Source organism: Pseudomonas sp. 7-41 (genome assembly GCF_021233075.1).
Classification (GTDB): domain Bacteria; phylum Pseudomonadota; class Gammaproteobacteria; order Pseudomonadales; family Pseudomonadaceae; genus Aquipseudomonas; species Aquipseudomonas veronii.
Window position 1 is genome coordinate 5,710,241 of sequence record NZ_CP089551.1, and the last position, 17,797, is coordinate 5,728,037.

Sequence of the window (17,797 nt, forward strand, 5' to 3'; positions counted from 1 at the left end):
GTACAGCTGTTCCGCGCTTAAGCGGCCAGGGCGAGCGGTAATAATCCCGTGGATTTTCTGTCTTTCGCAGGCGCGCACGATGTATACGGCACAGGGCAAGATTAACCAGCAGGAAGTCCTCCAGCAGTACCTCCCCATGGTCCGGCGCCAGGCACTGGGATTGAAGACCCGGCTGCCTTCCAATATTGAACTGGACGACTTGATTCAAGCCGGCAGCATCGGCCTGCTCGATGCCATGACGCGCTACGACGTGAGTGTGGGCGCAACCTTCGCCACCTTTGCTTCGCAACGCATTCGCGGGGCGATGATCGACGAGCTGCGCACCCGCGATTGGGTGCCCCGCAGCGTGCGCCGTAACGCGCGGGCGGTGGAGGATGCCATGCACCGCGTGGAGCAGAATCTCGGGCGGCCGGCGCGGGAGCGGGAAGTCGCTTCGGCCATGGGCCTGACGCTGGAGCAGTACCAGAAGGTGCTCGATGACACCAACGGCAGCCAGATGCTGCCCTTTGACGATGTGGACGAAGAGCACAGCGAGGGCTCCAGTTCGCGGCTGCGCACGCCGTTTGCCGAACTGATCAACGACCGCAACCGCGCCAACCTCACCCGCGCCATCGACGCCCTGCCGGCGCGCGAACGCCTGCTGCTTGCGCTCTGTCACCACGAAAAGCTCAACCTGCGCGAGATTGGCGTGGTGCTGGAGGTGAGCGAATCACGCGTGTGTCAATTGCATGCCCAGGCGATCGCGCGACTGCAGGTCAGAATGAAGGAATAGCGCCGACGATCCAAGGTGGGGGCAGGCACGCCAGCGCCCGCCTTTAATCGACGGCGTTCCCGAGCCTGCCTTGCATCAGGGCAGGTCTTCCCCCTCGGCGTAAGCCACTTCATTGAAACTGGCGATCAGCCAGGTCAGTTCCTCACGCGGCAGGTGCGTCAGCGGCTGCAGATCGAACCGCGCCATGCGCCCGACAAACGCGGTCGGGGCCAACAACCGTTCGACCACATGGTAGTGTCGGCGGTCCAGATAATCGTCGAACAACACGATGACCGGCTTGGTCGCCCGCAGGTACGCGGTGACAAAGCAGGCAATGCGAAATCGCCCATCGATCAGGATTACATCGGGCTGCTCGAAGAACGGCTCATCCCAGACCCTCAGCGGGTAGGTGTGGAATTTCTTCCAGTGCCGGGCGTTCTTCGGCCGTGCCCATTTACCGGTCTCGCCCACATCCACCGGGTAAATCATCGGCCGTGAAGGCAGCACCGCGTTGGCGATCCAGGCTTGCATGTCCTGCGCCCAACGGGCGTCGTTTTCCACCGAGATCACGGTTTTGTCCGGCATGTTGGCGGCCAGTAGGGTGGAACCGCCGCTGCCATATTCCAGAATCACCGAGGCCTGGGTGTAGAGTTTTTTCACATAGGCGGCCACTTCTGCCGGAAAGGTCACCTGGGGGGCCTGCATCGGCGCCCGCGGCAGTTCGAGCGGTTGCGGCATGGCGCTCGGGTTCCGGCAGTGCTTGAGGTACTGCGCGGCCAGGTCGCTATCGATTGTGTTGAGCAGTTGCGTCGCCACGTCAAAGGCGGCGTAGACCGTGTGCAGTAAAAAGGCCAGCTTCAGGCGCTGGTTATCGGACAGTGCTGCCATACGTGTTGCGTCCGGCAAAAACAGCGCATCGGCACACACCAGGTGAGAAGCGCGCAATTGATCCAGGCTTTGCCCTTCGGCCGGATGGCTGATGTGCTGCAGGTTATTGAGCCGGTAAAAACTGAACCCGCGCCGCGCCAGGCAGCGGCTGATCAAGCCCACATCGGCCTGCTGATCATGCGTCGGCGCGAAGTTGACCCGCGCTTGCACCAACAGCGTATCGGCGAGGGTACGTTGGCCATGTTCGATCACGGCCAGGCTGTCGTTGAGGTTGTCGAGCAACAGCCAGTCCACCGACGGCAAGCCGTTGATCGCATCCAGCTTGAGGGTGGGCACCGCCAGTTTGGCCAGTACCGCGGATGCCGCCAGCGGTGCCAATGTGGCGCTCATGGCCGGATCGAGGCAGGCGTAGAGCGTGGCGGGCTGGCCATTGCCCAGCGCCGCATGGGGGTAGTAATGCAACTCACCCAGTTGCGCCAGTTGTCGGGCATTGTCGATACGGCTGGCGGGATCAAAGGCCACCGTGGAAAACGCCGCCATTTTTTGCAGCGCAACAAACTGCGCCGATGCGATCAGCGTGCCGCCGTGGTCCAGGGTCACTACTTTGCCCTGGAACTTGAAACCAAAACCCTCGTCCCTGGCCGGTGCCGCCGGGTGCTGAAGCACGACAGCGGTGGCCTCCCCCTCGAACCTGGCCAGCCCTTGCGGGTTCAATGTCAGGGCGGCAGCCGGCTGGCCCGCGCAGTAGCGCTGCCAGATAGCACGCATGGCGGTGCCGAAGTGGTTGGCGAAACGCTGGCTGTTGCACACCGGCGAGCCCATCAGTACCTCGCGCAGGTGGCTGCGGATGCGCGCCAGGCTGTCCAGGTCATTGGCCAATTCAATGACACGTTGCTGGTAGTGCGCCCAACTGTGCGCCACCAACTCCGGCAGACCGGCGTTGACCAAGTGGGTGGCCGAGTGACGCCCGGCAAAGGTCGGCCCGGGGAAGGTGACCACCGGCACGCCCATCAACAAGGCTTCGCAGGTGGTCAGGCCGCCGGAATAAGGCCAAGGGTCCAGCGCGATGTCGATGCGGTTGTAGGTTTCCAGCAGGGTCTTGTGCCCCACCGGCCCTTCGATCAGCACCCGCTCCCGGGCGATACCGTGGGCAGCCATGATGCCGTGTACATGGGCGCGCAACTCGTCATTGCCAAAGGCTCCGCCCTTGAGCAACAGGCGCGAATCAGGTGCGGCCCGCAGCAATTCGGCCCAGCGCCCGAGCAGCACATCGTTGACCTTGCTCGGGTTGTTGAAGCAGCCAAAGGTGACAAAGCCGTTTGCCAGCGCGGGCAAGGGCTTGATGTCCGGCGTGTAGGGCGGCGGGTCGTAGCAAATGTAGTCGTCGGGCAGGCGGATGAGCTTTTCGGTGTAGAACGCGTCTTCCCCCTCCGGTGACTCGATGCGGTCGGTGAGCAGGTAATCGATGGCATCCAACCCGGTGGTGTTGATCAGGCCGCCGACCCATTTCACCAGCAAGGGCGCCGGCTGCAACGCCATGGTGCCCATGCGGTTGCCGGCATTATGGCCACAGAGGTCAATCAGGATATCGATGCGATCGTCGCGGACGCGCTGGGCCAACGTGACGTCGTCCATATGCTTGATCGCCAGCCATTGCTGCACCGACGCCTGGATGCGCCGGGTCAGGTGATCGCACACCTGACTGGTGCTGTAGGCGAACAACTGGAACTGATGACGCGGCAGTTTTTCCAGCACGCCCACGATCATGTTGCCCACCGGGTGCTGGCGCAGGCCGTCGGATACCAGGCCGATGCGCAAGCAACGGTCGGGCGCGCGATCGAGCACTTCGGGGCGCGGCGGCACGGCTTTGGGGCCAAAGCGCGATTGCCATTCCTTGCACACCTCGAAGATAAACTCGCGGCTGCGCTCGGGGTCGTAGTGCAGCGAGGTCAGCCGGTTGGAATACGGCAGCACGTCCTTGCGCTTGGCCAGCGCCACAGCCTTTTGATAATAGGTGTCGGCGGTGGCCAGTTGGCCGATGTCCTTGTACAGGTTGGCCGCGTTGTTCCAGTGGCTGTAATCCCCGGGTTCGCGTTCGATCAGCTTGTCGAACACCTTAATGGCTTCGCCATGGCGTTCCAGGCGATTGAGGATCAAGCCTTTGCGCGAGAGCATATGACAGTCATGGGGCGCCAACGCCAGTGCCTGATCGATATGCGACAGGGCGTTGGCGAACTGGCCTTTTTCAAAATACAGCGTGGCTAGGCGGTGATGTCCGACGGCGAAATCCGGGTCGATGCCCAGCGCCTTGTGGACGAGTTCAAGGGCACGATCCGCCTGGCCGAGCTTTTGCGCGGCCTTGGCCACCCACTCCAATGCCTGAGGCTCATCGGGCAGCAACTGCAATGCACGCTCGAAACTGGCCAGCGCTTGCTCGGGGTCGCTGTGCAGTTGCTGATTGCCCAGGTCTTTCCATGCCTGTGGGTCACGGGGGCGTTGCTCGGTGCGTCGTCGCGCCTGGGCAAGCGTATGGGCAGCAATATGGCTGGGCGCGCCGTGGCGCGGGGATCTTGGCATTCAGGAGCAGCCTTGTGCAGAGAGATACTAGGCGAAATGCTATCGCGCCACCCTCCCCACCAAAGCCCGGATAAACCCACCTCAATGCCACGATTACCAAAGATGGCGCAGCGAACGCGCACAAAAAAAGGGGCTCAGCGTGCGCTGGCCCCTTCGTACCGCACCGTCGCGATTATTGCAGCAGCGACAGCATTTGCTGCGGCATGGAGTTGGCTTGGGCCAATACCGAGGTACCTGCCTGTTGCAGGATCTGGGCGCTGGTCATGGCCGACACTTCCGTGGCGTAGTCCACGTCTTGGATACCCGAACGGGCGGAAGTCAGGTTGGTGGTAGTGGTCGAAATATTGGTGATCGCCGAGTCGAAACGGTTTTGCACCGCACCCAGGTCCGAACGCATCGAGTCCACCGTGTTCAAGGCGTTGTCGAGGGTGGTCAGGGTGCTGGTGGACTTCTTGGTCACCTCGTTTTCGGTGTCGATGCTGACGCTGGCCGTGGTGGTGGTGCCGCTGGTGGTCAGGGTCACTTCGGCCGCGTAGGTCTTGCCGCCCACGGTCAGGAAGTAGTCGCCGTCGGCGTCGGTGGACAGCGTGCCACCGGTGACCGTGGTACCGGACTTGTCGACATAGCTGGTGTTGGTCGACGTGATCGCAGTGCCCGAGGAATCCGACAGGGTGCTGGCCGTCAGGGTGGTGTCGTAGCCGTTCACGTTGAAGCTGCTCAGGCCCAGGGTCTTGGCATTGATTTCGCTGAGCTTGATGTCGATGGTTTCACCATCGTTGGCGCCGACCTGGATGGTGATGGTCTGGTCTTTGGACAGCACGTCCACGCCGTTGAACGCGGTTTGCGAGGAGATACGGTCGATCTCGTCCAGACGCTGGGTGATCTCGTCCTGGATCGATTGCAGGTCGGACTGGGAGTTGGTGCCGTTGGACGCTTGCACCGACAGCTCACGGATGCGCTGCAGGTTGTCGTTCACCTGGTCCAGCGCGCCTTCGGTGGTCTGCGCCAGAGAGATGCCGTCGCTGGCGTTACTGCTCGCCTGCGACAGGCCGGTGATCTGCGAAGTCATGCGGTTGGCAATTGCCTGGCCCGCGGCGTCATCGGATGCGCTGTTGATTTTCAGGCCCGACGACAGGCGTTCGATCGAGGTGCTCAGGCTGTTCTCCGAGGAGTTCAGGTTTTGTTGAGCGATCATGGACGTGATGTTGGTATTGATAACTGACATGGTGCAGTTCCTTTTCGTGGGTGAGCCGCTTGAACAGATGAGAGGCCCGGCGTTGATGCCATCACCGCCGTTGCCGTACAGACAAAGCGAACATCGGCGATCCGATCAGGCGTCTTTAGGCAGCCCCCAAAAAAAATTGCGCAGCCGTCCGATTTCGCCACGCAAAGTGCCTGTATTAGCCGATTTGAATCAGCACCCACCGCGTTATAAAGCCTGCCTTGGCCCACAACAGGAGTGCTGCATGAACCCCTCAACCCTGATCGGCATGCTCGCCAGCCTGCTACTGCTGACGGTGCTGCTCATGTTCAGCGCGCAACAACCCGGCTTGTTCATTGACCTGCCGGCCCTCGGCATTGTGGTGGTCGGCACGTTTGCCGCGACCTTCATCAGCTACCCGCTGCGCGAAGTACTGCACGTCTTTAGCCTGATCAAGACCGTGGTGCGTCACGAGCGCGAATACACCCAGGAAGACATCGACGAACTGGTGAGCCTGTCGCGCCTGTGGATCGACGGCGACCTGCGCGCGGTGGAGGACGTCCTCGACCGGGTGAAAAACCCTTTCCTGCGCTCCGGCGTGCAACTGGTGATCGACAAGACACCGCTGGACGACATCCTCGACCTGCTGCAATGGCGTATCGCGCGGCTGCGTGCCAAGGAACATGCCGAGGCCCAGCTGTTCCGGGTCATGGCCAGCTATGCGCCGGCCTTCGGTATGCTCGGTACCCTGGTAGGGCTGGTGAACCTGATGTTCGTGCTGGGCGACGGCGACATGGTGACCATCGGCCGACAAATGGCCGTGGGCCTGATGACCACGCTCTACGGCGTGTTGCTGGCCAACCTGCTGTGCAAACCGGTGGCGGTGAAACTGGAACGCCGCACCGAACAGCGCGTGGTGGTGATGAACATGGTGTTGCAGGGCGTGGCGATGATGGCCAACAAACGCAGCCCAGGGCTGATGCGTGAAACCTTGAAGTCGTTCGTGGCCCATTACCAGAACGACTTGCGCGACGAACCGTTGCGCCCGGCGCGCGCCCTGATTGCATTGAAGTGGAAAACCCGGGCATGACGACCATCACCCGCAACCAGGCGGCCGCGATCGCCAGCGGCACGCCGGCCGTCGAAGACCCCGGTGGCGAAACGTGGATGATGACCTACCTGGACATGATGACCCTGCTGCTGGTGGTGACCATGGCCATGCTGGCGTTGGCCGGCAAGAGCCATGAGCTTGCACGGCACAGTGCCAAGTCCAATGGCCCCGCCGTTTTCAGCGTAAAACGCCTGACCACGCTGGACCCGCCGGGTGCGTTGTTGCTGGTGCCTCAGGCGCCGGCCCCCATTGTGGAACCTGAGCCCGAACCCGAGCCAGACCCCGTCGCTGTCGTTGAGCCCGAGCCGCCCAAGCCCACGACGCAAGACCTGCTCAACGAACTGCCACTGGACAAGCTGGGCAATGACATCGAAGTGGTCACCAACGACAGCAGCGTGAGCTTTCGGATCAGCAGCGAAATCCTGTTCCCTTCCGGCCAGTCCGACCTCAGCCTGGGCGGCCTCGCCGTGCTGCGCCATCTGATCCCTGTACTCGACAGCGTGCCGCACAAAATCATCGTCGCCGGCCATACCGATACTCAAGACATCCGCAACTCGCGCTTCCCCTCCAACTGGGAACTCTCCGGCGCCCGCGCCGGCAGCGTAGTCCGCTACTTGCAAAGCAACGGCATCCAGCCCAACCGTCTCGCCGCCATCGGCTACGCCGACACCCGGCCCCTGGCCGACAACGCCGTCGCCGAAGGCCGCGCCCGCAACCGCCGCGTGGAGCTGATCCTGGAGCGCTGACGCGTGGGTCTTTTTTTTCCGGCGCAGAACAGTGATCATCGCCCTCCCCACCAAACCCCGAGGAAGCGAGACCATGGAATTGACGCTGGAAGCGGTTGCGCTCTTCGCACTGAAACTGGTGTACGAGACCGACGGCGGCAGCCCGGTCTTGCGCGACGATCTGGTGATGGACGGGTACGAGCGGGAAGTGTTTGGGTTACTGGTACGGCAGCGGGATTTGGCTGCGATTCAACGCAAGATCGAGGAATGCGTGGTGCAGGCGCTGGAGGCATTGGGCGGCGCCCACACGGTGCTGGGGCGGGAGTTGCGGCGGTTGGCGACTGACGTGCAAAACGTCCATCAACTCGACGCACTGCCCACGCCGCTAACCACCCTCAAGGACTATTTGAAAGACATCCTGTGAATCGGTGATCAGCGTGCCGGCCGCGGCCAAAAGCGCATGCCCGGTTAGCGCCGCCCTTCAACCGCCATCCGCACGGCCAAGCCCATCAGCACCGAGCCCATCAGCCAGCGCTGCACCACCTGCCAACCGGGCCGGGTGACGAAAAACACCGCGATGGAACCCGCCATCATGGCAATCATTGCGTTGACGCTCACGCTGATGAAAATCTGCGTAAAGCCCAGCACCAGGGATTGCGTCAGCACACTGCCGTGGCCGTTCGGGTCGATGAACTGAGGCAGCAACGACAGGTACATCACCGCGACTTTAGGATTCAGCAGGTTGGTCACAAAGCCCATCATGAACAGCTTGCGCGGGCTATCCAGGGGCAGGTCCCGCACCTGAAAAGGCGAACGACCACCCGGCTTGACCGCCTGCCAGGCCAGGTAGACCAGGTACAACGCACCGCCGAGCCGCAGCGCGTCATACGCCAAGGGAACCGCCATCACCAATGCGGTGATACCCAATGCCGCGCACAGCATGTAAACGATAAACCCCAACGCCACCCCGCCCAGGGAGATCATCCCGGCCATGCGTCCCTGGCAAATCGAGCGGGAAATGAGGTAAATCATGTTCGGCCCGGGCGTCAGCACCATGCCGAGTGAGATCAGCGCGTAGGCAAGCAAGCTGGACATATCGGGCATTGTTTAGCTCCTGGATTTTTATTCTGCCGGCGTGAAATCCTTCGCCGACGTTGCAGTGTCAGGCGCCATGGTAGGGCGTTGAAAAGCAGGGCGTTAGATACAGATCCACGAGCAAAACGTCATACACCGGCTGGCGATTACCGGCTCACTCACCCAGGACAGGCACATGATCGACTTCAACAACAAAGGCTTCTTCAAACTCAAGCAAAACAACGAATACGCCGAACGCGTTGCCGCCCTGCTGCTGGACGGCGAAGAAGTGATCGATGCCTACAAAGCCATGCGCGACGGCGTGGTCTTCACCACCAAGCGCATCATCGCGGTGAACGTGCAGGGGATTACCGGCAGCAAGAAGGACTTCACCTCGCTGCCGTACAAAAACATCGTGGCGTATTCGGTGGAAACCTCTGGGACGTTCGATCTGGATTCAGAGTTGGAGATTTACTTTTCGTCGCTGGGGAAAGTGAAATTCGAGTTCACGGGGAAGACTTCGATTGTTGAAATCTCGCGGATCATTTCCAAGCACCTGCTGGCGTGATCAGCGGGCAGAAAAAGACCTTGGCGCAGGAGGAATGAGACGTTTGGCAATCGCAGTGGTGACCACATTGATTTATGGAATGGACGGCGATTGACGGATTGGCTGAGCTACCCGCGAATTCAGTTGGGGTTCTCGATCGAAGGGACGTTCTCGGATTATCACGACTCCAGGGAAATATGGTTTTGGAGGGTTATATGAAGGTATGTAAGGCGGTCGTGTTCGTGTTTTTGGTGGTTGCCGTCGCTGTTGGGGTGTTTAACGGTGTGGTGATGGCGGTGGCGGCGTACTTTGGGCCGTTTTATGAGGGGGATGCGGAGCAGACTCGGAACTTTGGGATTTGGTTGGTGGGGAACGGGGTCACTGTTGTGGGGGCGGTTGTGGGTGGGGTGGTTTGGTATTGCAGGTATTTGGGGCGGGGCTGATGCACCGCGCCCACATTTGAGGGGATGTCCTTATCGGTGTAAGGGCTTCAGAACGACGCAGGTTTTATGTGGGAGTTGTCGAGCCCCAGCGAGGCTGCGATGCAGGCGCTGCGGTCTGGCAGGTGTCACGCGGTGATCCCATCGCAGCCTCGCCGGGGCTCGACAACTCCCACATGGGGTCAGGCGATCACTCAGGTTGAAACGTCGCCAGGTAGGCCAGGATGTTGTCGATCTTTTCCTGATCGCTGATACCCCAGAAGATCATGCGCGTGCCGCTCACTACCTTCTTCGGCGCCTCGATATAGGCCGCGAGTTTTTCCCGGGTCCAGACCACCCCGGAGTTTTTCATCGCATCTGAATACTGATAGTCGGGAGTGGTGCCGGCTGGCCTGCCGATGATGCCGTTGAGTTCGGGGCCAAAGCCGCCGCGCGCGCCCTCGCCGATGCTATGGCAGCCGCCGCAGGTTTTGGCGAAGAGCTTGCCACCCGCTTCGGCATCGCCGGCGGCGAAGGCTGCGCCGGTGTTGAGGATCAGGACGAAGGTCAGTAACGCGCGGTACTTCATAAGGGCTCCACATCGGGTGATACGGGTAATTATGCCGGTTTGTCAGGAACGCATGCCCATCCAGATCACCGCTTCGGTCCACGCCGTCACCACCGGCGCCAGCGCCCTGAACCACGGGTCGTCCCGCTCGATCTGCGCGGCCGAGTGATCATGGTGGTGCTGTTCCTCCTCGACGATCGTGGCAATCGCGGCCACGGCCAGCGGGTCGATATCACGCAATGTGTGGAGTTGATGGGCCAGGTGCCAGAGGACCACACTCTCGACCGCAACCGTGGTGGCAACAATCGCTTTGCGGCCGCACAGGCCGGTGATCAGCCCCAGTACCAGGCCGCCGAGACCGCATAGCCAGTAACTGCGGCAGCGGCGGTAACCCCGTCGTCGCAATTCGGCCTCAAGCAAGCGGACCGGGAGTGGGTGGAAAAGCGCCGGTATCGTGCAGCAGCACCCGGCAAATGCGCAACCTAGACGCGCAAAACGACCATCCATCGCTCAGTGCATATCGGATCGAACCTAATCCGCTCCGCCCCACTCCACCCTACTGAACCCTGATGGTGGAGTAAGGATCATGGCTCAGCCATCGATTTTAGTGCTGGAAGACGACGAAATCATTCGCACGTTAATGGTGGACGTGCTGGAGGATTTCGGCGCACATGTCACCTCGTTTCCTTCGGCGGATGAAGGCATGATCTACCTGGAGCGGGCCGATGACCCGGTGGACCTGATTGTGAGTGATATCCAGATGCCTGGTTTACTCAACGGCTATGACCTGAGTCGCGTGGTGGCCCATCGCTGGCCGTCGGTGCCGGTGCTGCTGACGTCCGGCAACACCGGGCTGGCGGCGCAGCTGGGGGGATCGGTACGCTTCCTGCCCAAGCCGTGGAGCACCGAACATCTGCTCGAATGCGTACAAACCGCACTGACCCGGCAGGGCGCGTCGATGCATTGATAGCTTCGCGATATCGCTTTGCTCAACGTCACGACGGGCTGGCAGTGGGCTCCGATTTACGGTGCCCACGGTGAATGAAGATTCCCACTCCTGAGTAGTCTCGTTTTGACTCAATAGGTTTATAGCGACTGCCTTCTTACCCGCTGTAAGTTCGGTTCGCGTCGACAGTGTTCGCCGCAAACCGAACTTACAGAGGAAACCGTGATGAATATTTTCTACAGCCATCTGAACTTCGAAAATTCGTTTCTGCCGACCTACTTGAACACACAGGTAGACCACCACTCCCCCTCAAAAACGCCTCCTCAGGGAGCGGCCATTGACGTCAATGGCGAGCAGTCGCCTAAAAAAGACCGCGCCGTGAGCGGGCTGGACAGCCTGGGTCGGGGAAACATCATCTGAGGCGCCCAACCAGAGGCTGCCGACCTGCAGCCTCTTCCTCCTTTCGATCCGCCCGGCCTTAACACAATACTGACATCCGCCGGGTTAACCTTCGTGATCATCCTGCGCGGAGCTTTCAACCCTATGCCTCACGCCGGCACCCTGCCCGACGTCCTCGCCGGCCCGCTGCTGCGGCGCCTTGAACCCCAGCGCCTGGTAATGTGGCTGGTGGGGACGCGGCAACTGCCTTTGACCCTCAGGCTGCACGTCGCCGGACAGAGCCGCGACATCGTGCTGGACCAAGGCCAGTGCCAAATCGTGCCGGTGGGGCGCCAGGCCTTTATCCACTTGATCGACATCCCGTTGGACGAGGCCCTGCCCCAGGACGCGCTGATCGGCTATGACCTGCTGATCGACGGGCGCGGCATCGCCCACTGGGCAGCGCACCTGCTCTATTGCGACGCGCAATCGCCGAGTTTCGTGCTGCATAGCCGTATTCATCAACTGGTCCACGGCTCCTGCCGCAAGCCTCATCACCCGGCGGACGAAGGCTTGCTGTGCGTCGATCGCCTGCTGGCCGACGCCCAGACCCCGGCCCAACGCCCGGCATTGTTGATGATGAGCGGCGACCAGGTGTACGCCGACGATGTCGCCGGGCCGATGCTGCGGGCGATTCATGGGCTGATCGCGCGCCTGGGGCTGTTCGACGAATACCTGGAAGGCGCCGTGGTGGACGACAGCGCCAGCCTCTACGGGCATCACGCCAGTTATTACCAACGGGCCGAACTGCTCCCCGCGCTGGACAGCAACGAGACCTTGCGCGAGCGTTTTTTCGGCGGCGTGAAGAAGCCGATTTTCACCAGCAGCACCGCCGACAATCACCTGGTGACCTTCGCCGAAGCGATGGCCATGTATTTGTTGGTCTGGTCCCCCACCCCCTGGACGCTGATCGCGCCACAGCCGCCGCAACTGAGCGCCGACGCGCAACAGCGTTATGCCCGCGAACAGGTGCAGATCGATCGCTTCCGCAACGGCCTGCCCGGCGCCGCGCGGGTGTTTGCCCATCTGTCCACGCTGATGATCTTCGACGATCACGACATCACCGACGACTGGAACCTCAGCGCGCAGTGGGAAGAAACCGCCTACGGCCATCCGTTCTCCAAACGCATCATCGGTAACGCGCTGCTGGCTTACCTGCTGTGCCAAGGCTGGGGCAACCAGCCGCAGGTATTTGGCCCGCTGATCAACCAGACCCAGGCGCTTGTCGCCCAGGCACCGCACAACCACCTGAACGCGGGTGCGCAGGATCAACTGATCGACACGCTGCTGGCCTTCCAACAGTGGCATTACGTGCTGCCGACCACCCCCGCGCTGGTGGTGCTCGACACCCGCACCCGCCGCTGGCGCAGCGAATTCAACCTCAAGCAACCGTCCGGCCTGCTGGACTGGGAAGCCTTGAGCGAACTGCAACAAGCGCTGCTGGACCACCCATCGGCAATCATCGTCTCCCCCGCGCCGATCTTTGGCGTCAAGCTGATCGAGACCGTGCAAAAAGTGTTCAGTTGGTGCGGCTACCCGCTGCTGGTCGACGCCGAAAACTGGATGGCGCATCGCGGCGCCGCCCAGGTGATCCTGAATATCTTCCGCCACTCCCGCACACCGGGTAACTACGTCATCCTCTCGGGCGACGTGCATTACTCGTTCGTCTACGAAGTGCTAATCCGCCATCGCAACGCTGGCCCCAAGCTCTGGCAGATCACCAGCAGCGGCATCAAGAACGAATTCCCGCCGCGCCTGCTGGAATGGTTCGACCGCCTCAACCGCTGGCTCTACTCGCCGCGCTCCCCACTCAACTGGTTCACCCGCCGCCGCACCATGCAGGTGGTGCCGCATATCCCGGAACACGCCGAAGCCGGTGAACGCTTGTGGAACTCGGCGGGGATCGGCCAGGTATTTTTCAACGAGCAAGGCCAGCCCGAGGCCATTTACCAGCACAACGCCAACGGGAAGGCACCGACGAGGATGCGGGCGCCGAAATAATGGCCCATCGCCACACATCGACAACCGCACAGTCGCTCTATTCAAAGCGTGCAAGCCCCGTTGTACAGTAGCGCCAGCCACGGAGTATCGGCGTCAATTTGACCGGCCTTGAGGCCCACGCAGGGAGCGCGCACATGGACGATACAGCCGGCAACAAACCGTCAACTGACCTCAATGCGGACATGTTGCATGCCGTCATGGAACTGGTCAGCGACGGGGTCTGGGACTGGAACGCGAATACGGGGTTCGTTTATCGCAACCCGGGCTGGTACGAAATGCTCGGTTACCCCCGCCACTCCCTGGAGAACAGCGTGTTCACCTGGGAGAACATCATCCACCCCGACGACTACTCCCGCGTGATGACGGTGTTCGATGACTACATCAACCGTCGCTCGCCCTATTACCAAATCGAATACCGTTGCCGCAAAAAAGACGGCAGCTACCTGTGGATCGAAGACCGCGGCTATGTGGTTGCGCGTAATCTCGACGGCTCGGTAGCGCGCATGGTCGGCGCCCATCGCGACATCAATACGCGCAAGTGCGCGATCGAACAGCTCGAACGGCGCAACCAATCCCTTGAAGCCTTGGTTGCCGAACGCACACGCGAGTTGTCGCGGGTCAACCAGCAACTGCAGTTGCAACTGGACGAGAACCGCTCCCTGGCCGAGCGTGACGCCCTGACCCGCGTGGCCAACCGTTATCGCCTGGAGAAAGTGCTGCTGGAAGAATGTGAGCGCGCCCAACGCTTTCGCCTGCCGTTGGCCCTGGTCGCCATGGATATCGATGACTTCAAGCCGATCAATGATCGACACGGCCACGGCGTCGGCGACCAGACCCTGATGAGCGTCGTGGAGAGCCTGGAGGCCTGCGTGCGCCCCGGTGACTTGCTCGCGCGCTGGGGTGGCGATGAGTTCGTGGTGGTGCTGCCCAAAAGCACCCTGGAGAGCGCAAAAAACCTGGCCGAGCGCATTCGCCAAAGCATGAGCGAAGTCCCCACCGTGGGCGACTTCAAAATCACCCTGAGCCTGGGGGTGGTGGAGCGTCATGCGGGTGAAGGCCCCGACGCCCTGATGGCGCGGGCCGATCAGGCGTTGTATCGCTCCAAGGCGGCGGGGAAGGACATCGTCTCGGAATGAATGCGCGGGTTTGTGGCCCCGAACGGCTGCTTGGCAAGCGCTCCTTCCGATTTGGAATGACCCGGCGACTTTATTTCGTTTGCGGCCCGGCCCGGCTCACGGCTTAGATAAAAAGACGCCCGCCACTGCCGAGTCCGAGATTCATGAGCCGCGAAACCATCAGCCAGTCGATTTCCATCGTCCACCCCATCAGCCTCAGCCACGGCAAGAACGCCGAAGTCTGGGACACCGCGGGCAAGCGCTACATCGACTTTGTCGGCGGCATCGGCGTGCTCAACCTCGGGCACTGCCACCCGGCGGTGGTCGAGGCGATTCGCCAGCAGGCGACCCAACTGACCCACTACGCCTTCAACGCCGCTCCGCACAGGCCTTACATCGAGCTGATGGATCGTCTGAGTGCATTTATCCCGGTGGACTACCCGGTCAGCGGGATGCTCACCAACAGCGGTGCGGAAGCCGCTGAAAACGCCCTGAAGATCGTGCGCGGCGCCACCGGCCGCACCGCGGTGATCGCCTTCGACGGCGCCTTCCACGGCCGCACCCTCGCCACCCTCAACCTGAATGGCAAGGTCGCGCCCTACAAGCAAAAAGTTGGTGTCCTGCCGGGCCCGGTGTATCACCTGCCCTACCCCAGCGCCGACAACGGCGTGACCTGCGCCGAAGCGCTGAAGGCTATGGACCGCTTGTTCAGCGTGGAAATCGACGTCAACGATGTAGCCTGCTTCATCATTGAGCCGGTGCAGGGTGAAGGCGGCTTCCTCGCGCTGGATATCGCGTTCGCCCAGGCCCTCCGCCGCTTCTGCGATGAGAAAAACATCCTGCTGATCGTCGATGAAATCCAGTCCGGTTTCGGCCGCACCGGGCAACGTTTTGCCTTCTCGCGCCTGGGCATAACGCCGGACTTGATCCTGCTCGGCAAAAGCATCGCCGGCGGTGTGCCGTTGGGTGCTGTGGTGGGGCGCAAGGCGTTACTCGACAACCTGCCCAAAGGCGGGCTGGGCGGCACATATTCGGGCAATCCCATCGCCTGCGCGGCGGCGTTGGCCACCCTGGAGGTGATGACGGATGCACAGTTGCAGGCCTGGGGCACGCGACAGGAAGAGGCCATCCTGCGCCGCTACGAAACCTGGCGCGCGCAACGCCTGTCGCCTTACCTGGGCCGACTGACCGGCGTCGGCGCCATGCGTGGCATCGAGTTGGCCCACGCCGACGGCACGCCCGCGCCCCAGCAACTGAGCCAGTTGCTGAGCCTGGCGCGGGACGCCGGCTTGCTGCTGATGCCCAGCGGCAAGTCGCGGCACATCGTCCGCTTACTGGCACCGCTGACCATTGAGCCGGCGGTGTTGGAGGAAGGCCTGGACATCCTCCAGGCGTGCCTCAAGCAACTGGACTAGTAACGCGCATCCACCGGCTTGCCGCCGTTGGGCCAGTCTTTGACCTTGTCCGGGAAGTCCGGGCGAGGTTGCCCCGAGAAATACGCTGCGACGTCCACCGCTTCCTGGTCGGACAAACCGCCCTGGCCCAACGGGAACTGCTCGTGGAAGCCGATCGGCATGTTGCGTTTGACGAACGCCGCCGCCGTGTAGGTGCGTGCCATGCCGGCGCCGATATTGAACGACTGATCGCCCCACAGCGGCGGGTACACCCGCTCGCCGTCGGCACGCGCCAGGCCCTCACCGTTGTCGCCATGGCACACCGCGCATTGCTTGGCGTAGACCGCCTTGCCATTGGCCAGGTCCGGTTTGATCGCCGGGTCGACCTTGCCTACACCGCGCCCGGCCACCTTGTCTTCGGGGCGGGTGTTGTTCTTCATCCAGTCGAAGTACGCGACCATCGCCTGCATATCCGCCGATTGCGGCGGCAACGGTTTGCCGTTCATCGAGCGCCGGAAGCAGCCGTTGATGCGTTCTTCCAGGCTCACCACCTTGCCCGCGCGCGGTGCATAGCTGGGGAAGAAGGCCGACACGCCGACGAAGGGCGAACCGTCCGCCACGGTGCCGGCGTTGAGGTGGCAACTGGTGCAATTGAGCGCGTTGCCGACGTTGTCGGGCAGCAATGCCTTGGTTTGCAGGTGCAGGCGCATGCCGCGCACCACCTGGTCGGCGTTCGGCGCCGCGAGCAGGTCGGCCAGGCGCGGGGTTTCGAAAGTGGAGGAGTCGGTCGTGGCCGGGTTGAGCTGATCGCGCAATGTCTTGACCTGCGCGGCGCTGATCGACGTGCCCTGGTTGCCCCAGCGCGTGCGAACGAAACTGAGGATTTCAGCGACCTCCTGGTCCGCCAGCCGGGCAAACCCGGGCATGGTGTAGACCCGTGGGTGAGTGGCCGTTTGTGCGGTCTCCCAACCGGTGAGGGTGATGTGCAGCAGGGATGTCGGGTCGTTCGAGACGATGCTCGGGTTGCCGGCCAACGGCGGGAACAAGCCTTTCACCCCCGCGCCATCACTGCGGTGGCAGTCGCTGCAGAACTGCATATAACCCAGGCCGCCACGGCTGGTGAACAGGTCGGCGGGTGGCGCGGCCGGTGCGCGGGCCACCGACGGCATCGGCAGATCGTCCGGGCCGGGCGGCAAGGATTTCAGATAGCGGGCAATCGCGGTCAGGTCGTCGTCGCTGAAATGCTGAGTGCTGTGGTGAATCACATCGGCCATGTTGCCGGCGACGGTGGCAAAACGGTTCTGCCCGGTCTTGAGCAGTTGCACGGTGTCTTCCACGGTCCACAGGTTGCGCAGGCTCAGGGCGCGCCAATGCTCGACGGTTTCGCCGGCCAGGTAATGCTGGCCACCGCGCCCGTCATCGCTCATGGCCTTTTCCTGGAAGGCGATGCCCCGCGGGGTATGACAGGAGCCGCAGTGGCCCAGGCCCTGGACCAGATACGCGCCACGGTTGAGCTGCGCGTCACGGCCGGGGTCGGGCTGGAACGCTTGCTTGTCGAGAAAGGCGAAGTTCCACAAGGCCAGGCCCCAGCGCTGGTTGAACGGGAAGCCCATGTCCGCCTCGAGGTTGGCCTGCCGCACGGGTTCCACGCCTTGCATCAGGTAGGCGTACAAGGCGCGCATGTCCTCCTCGTTCATCTTGGCGTAGGACGGATACGGCATCGCCGGGTACAGGTTCATACCCGCAGGTGTGACACCTTCACGCATGACCCGGTCGAACTGTTCGAAGCTGTAGGCGCCAATGCCGGTCTCGCGGTCCGGCGTGATGTTGCTCGAATAGATCGTGCCCATCGGCGTGCTCAGCTCCAGCCCGCCGGCCATCGCGTTGCCTGGCTTGGCGGTGTGGCAGGCAATGCAGTCGCCCAATTGCGCGACATATTTGCCGTGTTCGATCAGTGCGGTATCGGCGGAATTGGCGTGCAGGGGTAGCGTCAGACCAAACGTCGCTCCCAGCAAGGCCAGGCGTGACAGAGAAAGCGCCAT

The 17,797-nt window shown here is 62.2% G+C and carries 16 protein-coding genes and 1 pseudogene; 11 read left to right on the forward strand and 6 right to left on the reverse strand.

All coding sequences use genetic code 11. From position 1 onward, the window contains the following. The first annotated feature begins 79 nt into the window (after positions 1–79). Entirely contained in the window at positions 80–772 is a 693-nt protein-coding gene (locus LQ249_RS25975; RefSeq protein ID WP_046382120.1) for an RNA polymerase sigma factor FliA, read from the forward strand. A gap of 75 nt (positions 773–847) precedes the next feature. On the opposite strand, the gene LQ249_RS25980 is transcribed toward LQ249_RS25975, so the two are convergent. Both LQ249_RS25980 and LQ249_RS25985 read right to left on the reverse strand, forming a co-directional pair. Beyond that, positions 848–4,216, reverse strand: a complete 3,369-nt coding sequence (locus LQ249_RS25980; RefSeq protein WP_052735754.1) for an O-linked N-acetylglucosamine transferase, SPINDLY family protein — start codon at positions 4,214–4,216, stop codon at positions 848–850. A 172-nt stretch (positions 4,217–4,388) separates the two neighbouring features. Then, entirely contained in the window at positions 4,389–5,441 is a 1,053-nt protein-coding gene (locus LQ249_RS25985; protein ID WP_046382119.1) for a flagellin N-terminal helical domain-containing protein, read from the reverse strand. Positions 5,442–5,682: 241 nt separating this feature from the next. On the opposite strand from LQ249_RS25985, the gene LQ249_RS25990 reads away from it, so the two are divergent. The 3 genes from LQ249_RS25990 (at position 5,683) to LQ249_RS26000 (ending at position 7,677) form a co-directional block, all read left to right on the forward strand. Beyond that, positions 5,683–6,507, forward strand: coding sequence for a motility protein A (locus LQ249_RS25990; RefSeq protein ID WP_046382118.1), 825 nt, complete (start codon positions 5,683–5,685; stop codon positions 6,505–6,507). Further along, positions 6,504–7,274, forward strand: coding sequence for an OmpA/MotB family protein (locus LQ249_RS25995; protein WP_232565986.1), 771 nt, complete (start codon positions 6,504–6,506; stop codon positions 7,272–7,274). Before LQ249_RS25990 ends, LQ249_RS25995 begins: the two co-directional genes overlap by 4 nt. 73 nt (positions 7,275–7,347) lie before the next feature. Then, positions 7,348–7,677 (forward strand): hypothetical protein, encoded by a 330-nt coding sequence (locus LQ249_RS26000; RefSeq protein WP_017846741.1) that lies wholly within the window; start codon positions 7,348–7,350, stop codon positions 7,675–7,677. Positions 7,678–7,721: 44 nt separating this feature from the next. Here LQ249_RS26000 and LQ249_RS26005 read toward each other — a convergent pair whose 3' ends face one another. Beyond that, on the reverse strand, positions 7,722–8,357 hold the full coding sequence (locus LQ249_RS26005) for a LysE family translocator (protein WP_046382117.1): 636 nt from the start codon (positions 8,355–8,357) through the stop codon (positions 7,722–7,724). A 166-nt stretch (positions 8,358–8,523) separates the two neighbouring features. On the opposite strand from LQ249_RS26005, the gene LQ249_RS26010 reads away from it, so the two are divergent. Further along, the gene (locus tag LQ249_RS26010; protein WP_017846739.1) at positions 8,524–8,895 is read left to right on the forward strand and encodes a PH domain-containing protein; all 372 of its coding nucleotides are present in this window, start codon (positions 8,524–8,526) and stop codon (positions 8,893–8,895) included. Between the two features lie 51 nt (positions 8,896–8,946). After that, positions 8,947–9,093: pseudogene (locus tag LQ249_RS26015) on the forward strand (hypothetical protein); the annotation flags it as partial. Between the two features lie 411 nt (positions 9,094–9,504). Here LQ249_RS26015 and LQ249_RS26025 read toward each other — a convergent pair. Next, on the reverse strand, positions 9,505–9,882 hold the full coding sequence (locus LQ249_RS26025; RefSeq protein ID WP_169866050.1) for a c-type cytochrome: 378 nt from the start codon (positions 9,880–9,882) through the stop codon (positions 9,505–9,507). Between the two features lie 42 nt (positions 9,883–9,924). Further along, positions 9,925–10,266 carry a demethoxyubiquinone hydroxylase family protein gene (locus LQ249_RS26030; protein WP_232565987.1) on the reverse strand — a complete coding sequence of 114 codons (342 nt, stop codon included), beginning with the start codon at positions 10,264–10,266 and terminating at the stop codon, positions 9,925–9,927. Positions 10,267–10,447: 181 nt separating this feature from the next. On the opposite strand from LQ249_RS26030, the gene LQ249_RS26035 reads away from it, so the two are divergent. The 5 genes from LQ249_RS26035 (at position 10,448) to LQ249_RS26055 (ending at position 15,776) form a co-directional block, all read left to right on the forward strand. Then, on the forward strand, positions 10,448–10,828 hold the full coding sequence (locus LQ249_RS26035) for a response regulator (RefSeq protein WP_046382115.1): 381 nt from the start codon (positions 10,448–10,450) through the stop codon (positions 10,826–10,828). A gap of 204 nt (positions 10,829–11,032) precedes the next feature. Continuing rightward, positions 11,033–11,227: a hypothetical protein gene (locus LQ249_RS26040; protein ID WP_046382114.1), complete on the forward strand. Its 195-nt coding sequence runs from the start codon at positions 11,033–11,035 to the stop codon at positions 11,225–11,227. 123 nt (positions 11,228–11,350) lie between these two features. Continuing rightward, the gene (locus LQ249_RS26045) at positions 11,351–13,246 is read left to right on the forward strand and encodes an alkaline phosphatase D family protein (protein WP_232565988.1); all 1,896 of its coding nucleotides are present in this window, start codon (positions 11,351–11,353) and stop codon (positions 13,244–13,246) included. A gap of 134 nt (positions 13,247–13,380) precedes the next feature. Next, positions 13,381–14,382 (forward strand): sensor domain-containing diguanylate cyclase, encoded by a 1,002-nt coding sequence (locus LQ249_RS26050; RefSeq protein ID WP_046382112.1) that lies wholly within the window; start codon positions 13,381–13,383, stop codon positions 14,380–14,382. 143 nt (positions 14,383–14,525) lie between these two features. After that, positions 14,526–15,776, forward strand: a complete 1,251-nt coding sequence (locus tag LQ249_RS26055; protein ID WP_169866047.1) for a 2-aminoadipate transaminase — start codon at positions 14,526–14,528, stop codon at positions 15,774–15,776. On the opposite strand, the gene LQ249_RS26060 is transcribed toward LQ249_RS26055, so the two are convergent. Continuing rightward, complete coding sequence (locus tag LQ249_RS26060; RefSeq protein ID WP_232565989.1) at positions 15,773–17,797, reverse strand: c-type cytochrome; 2,025 nt, start codon at positions 17,795–17,797, stop codon at positions 15,773–15,775. The two genes, LQ249_RS26055 and LQ249_RS26060, sit on opposite strands and share 4 nt — an antisense overlap.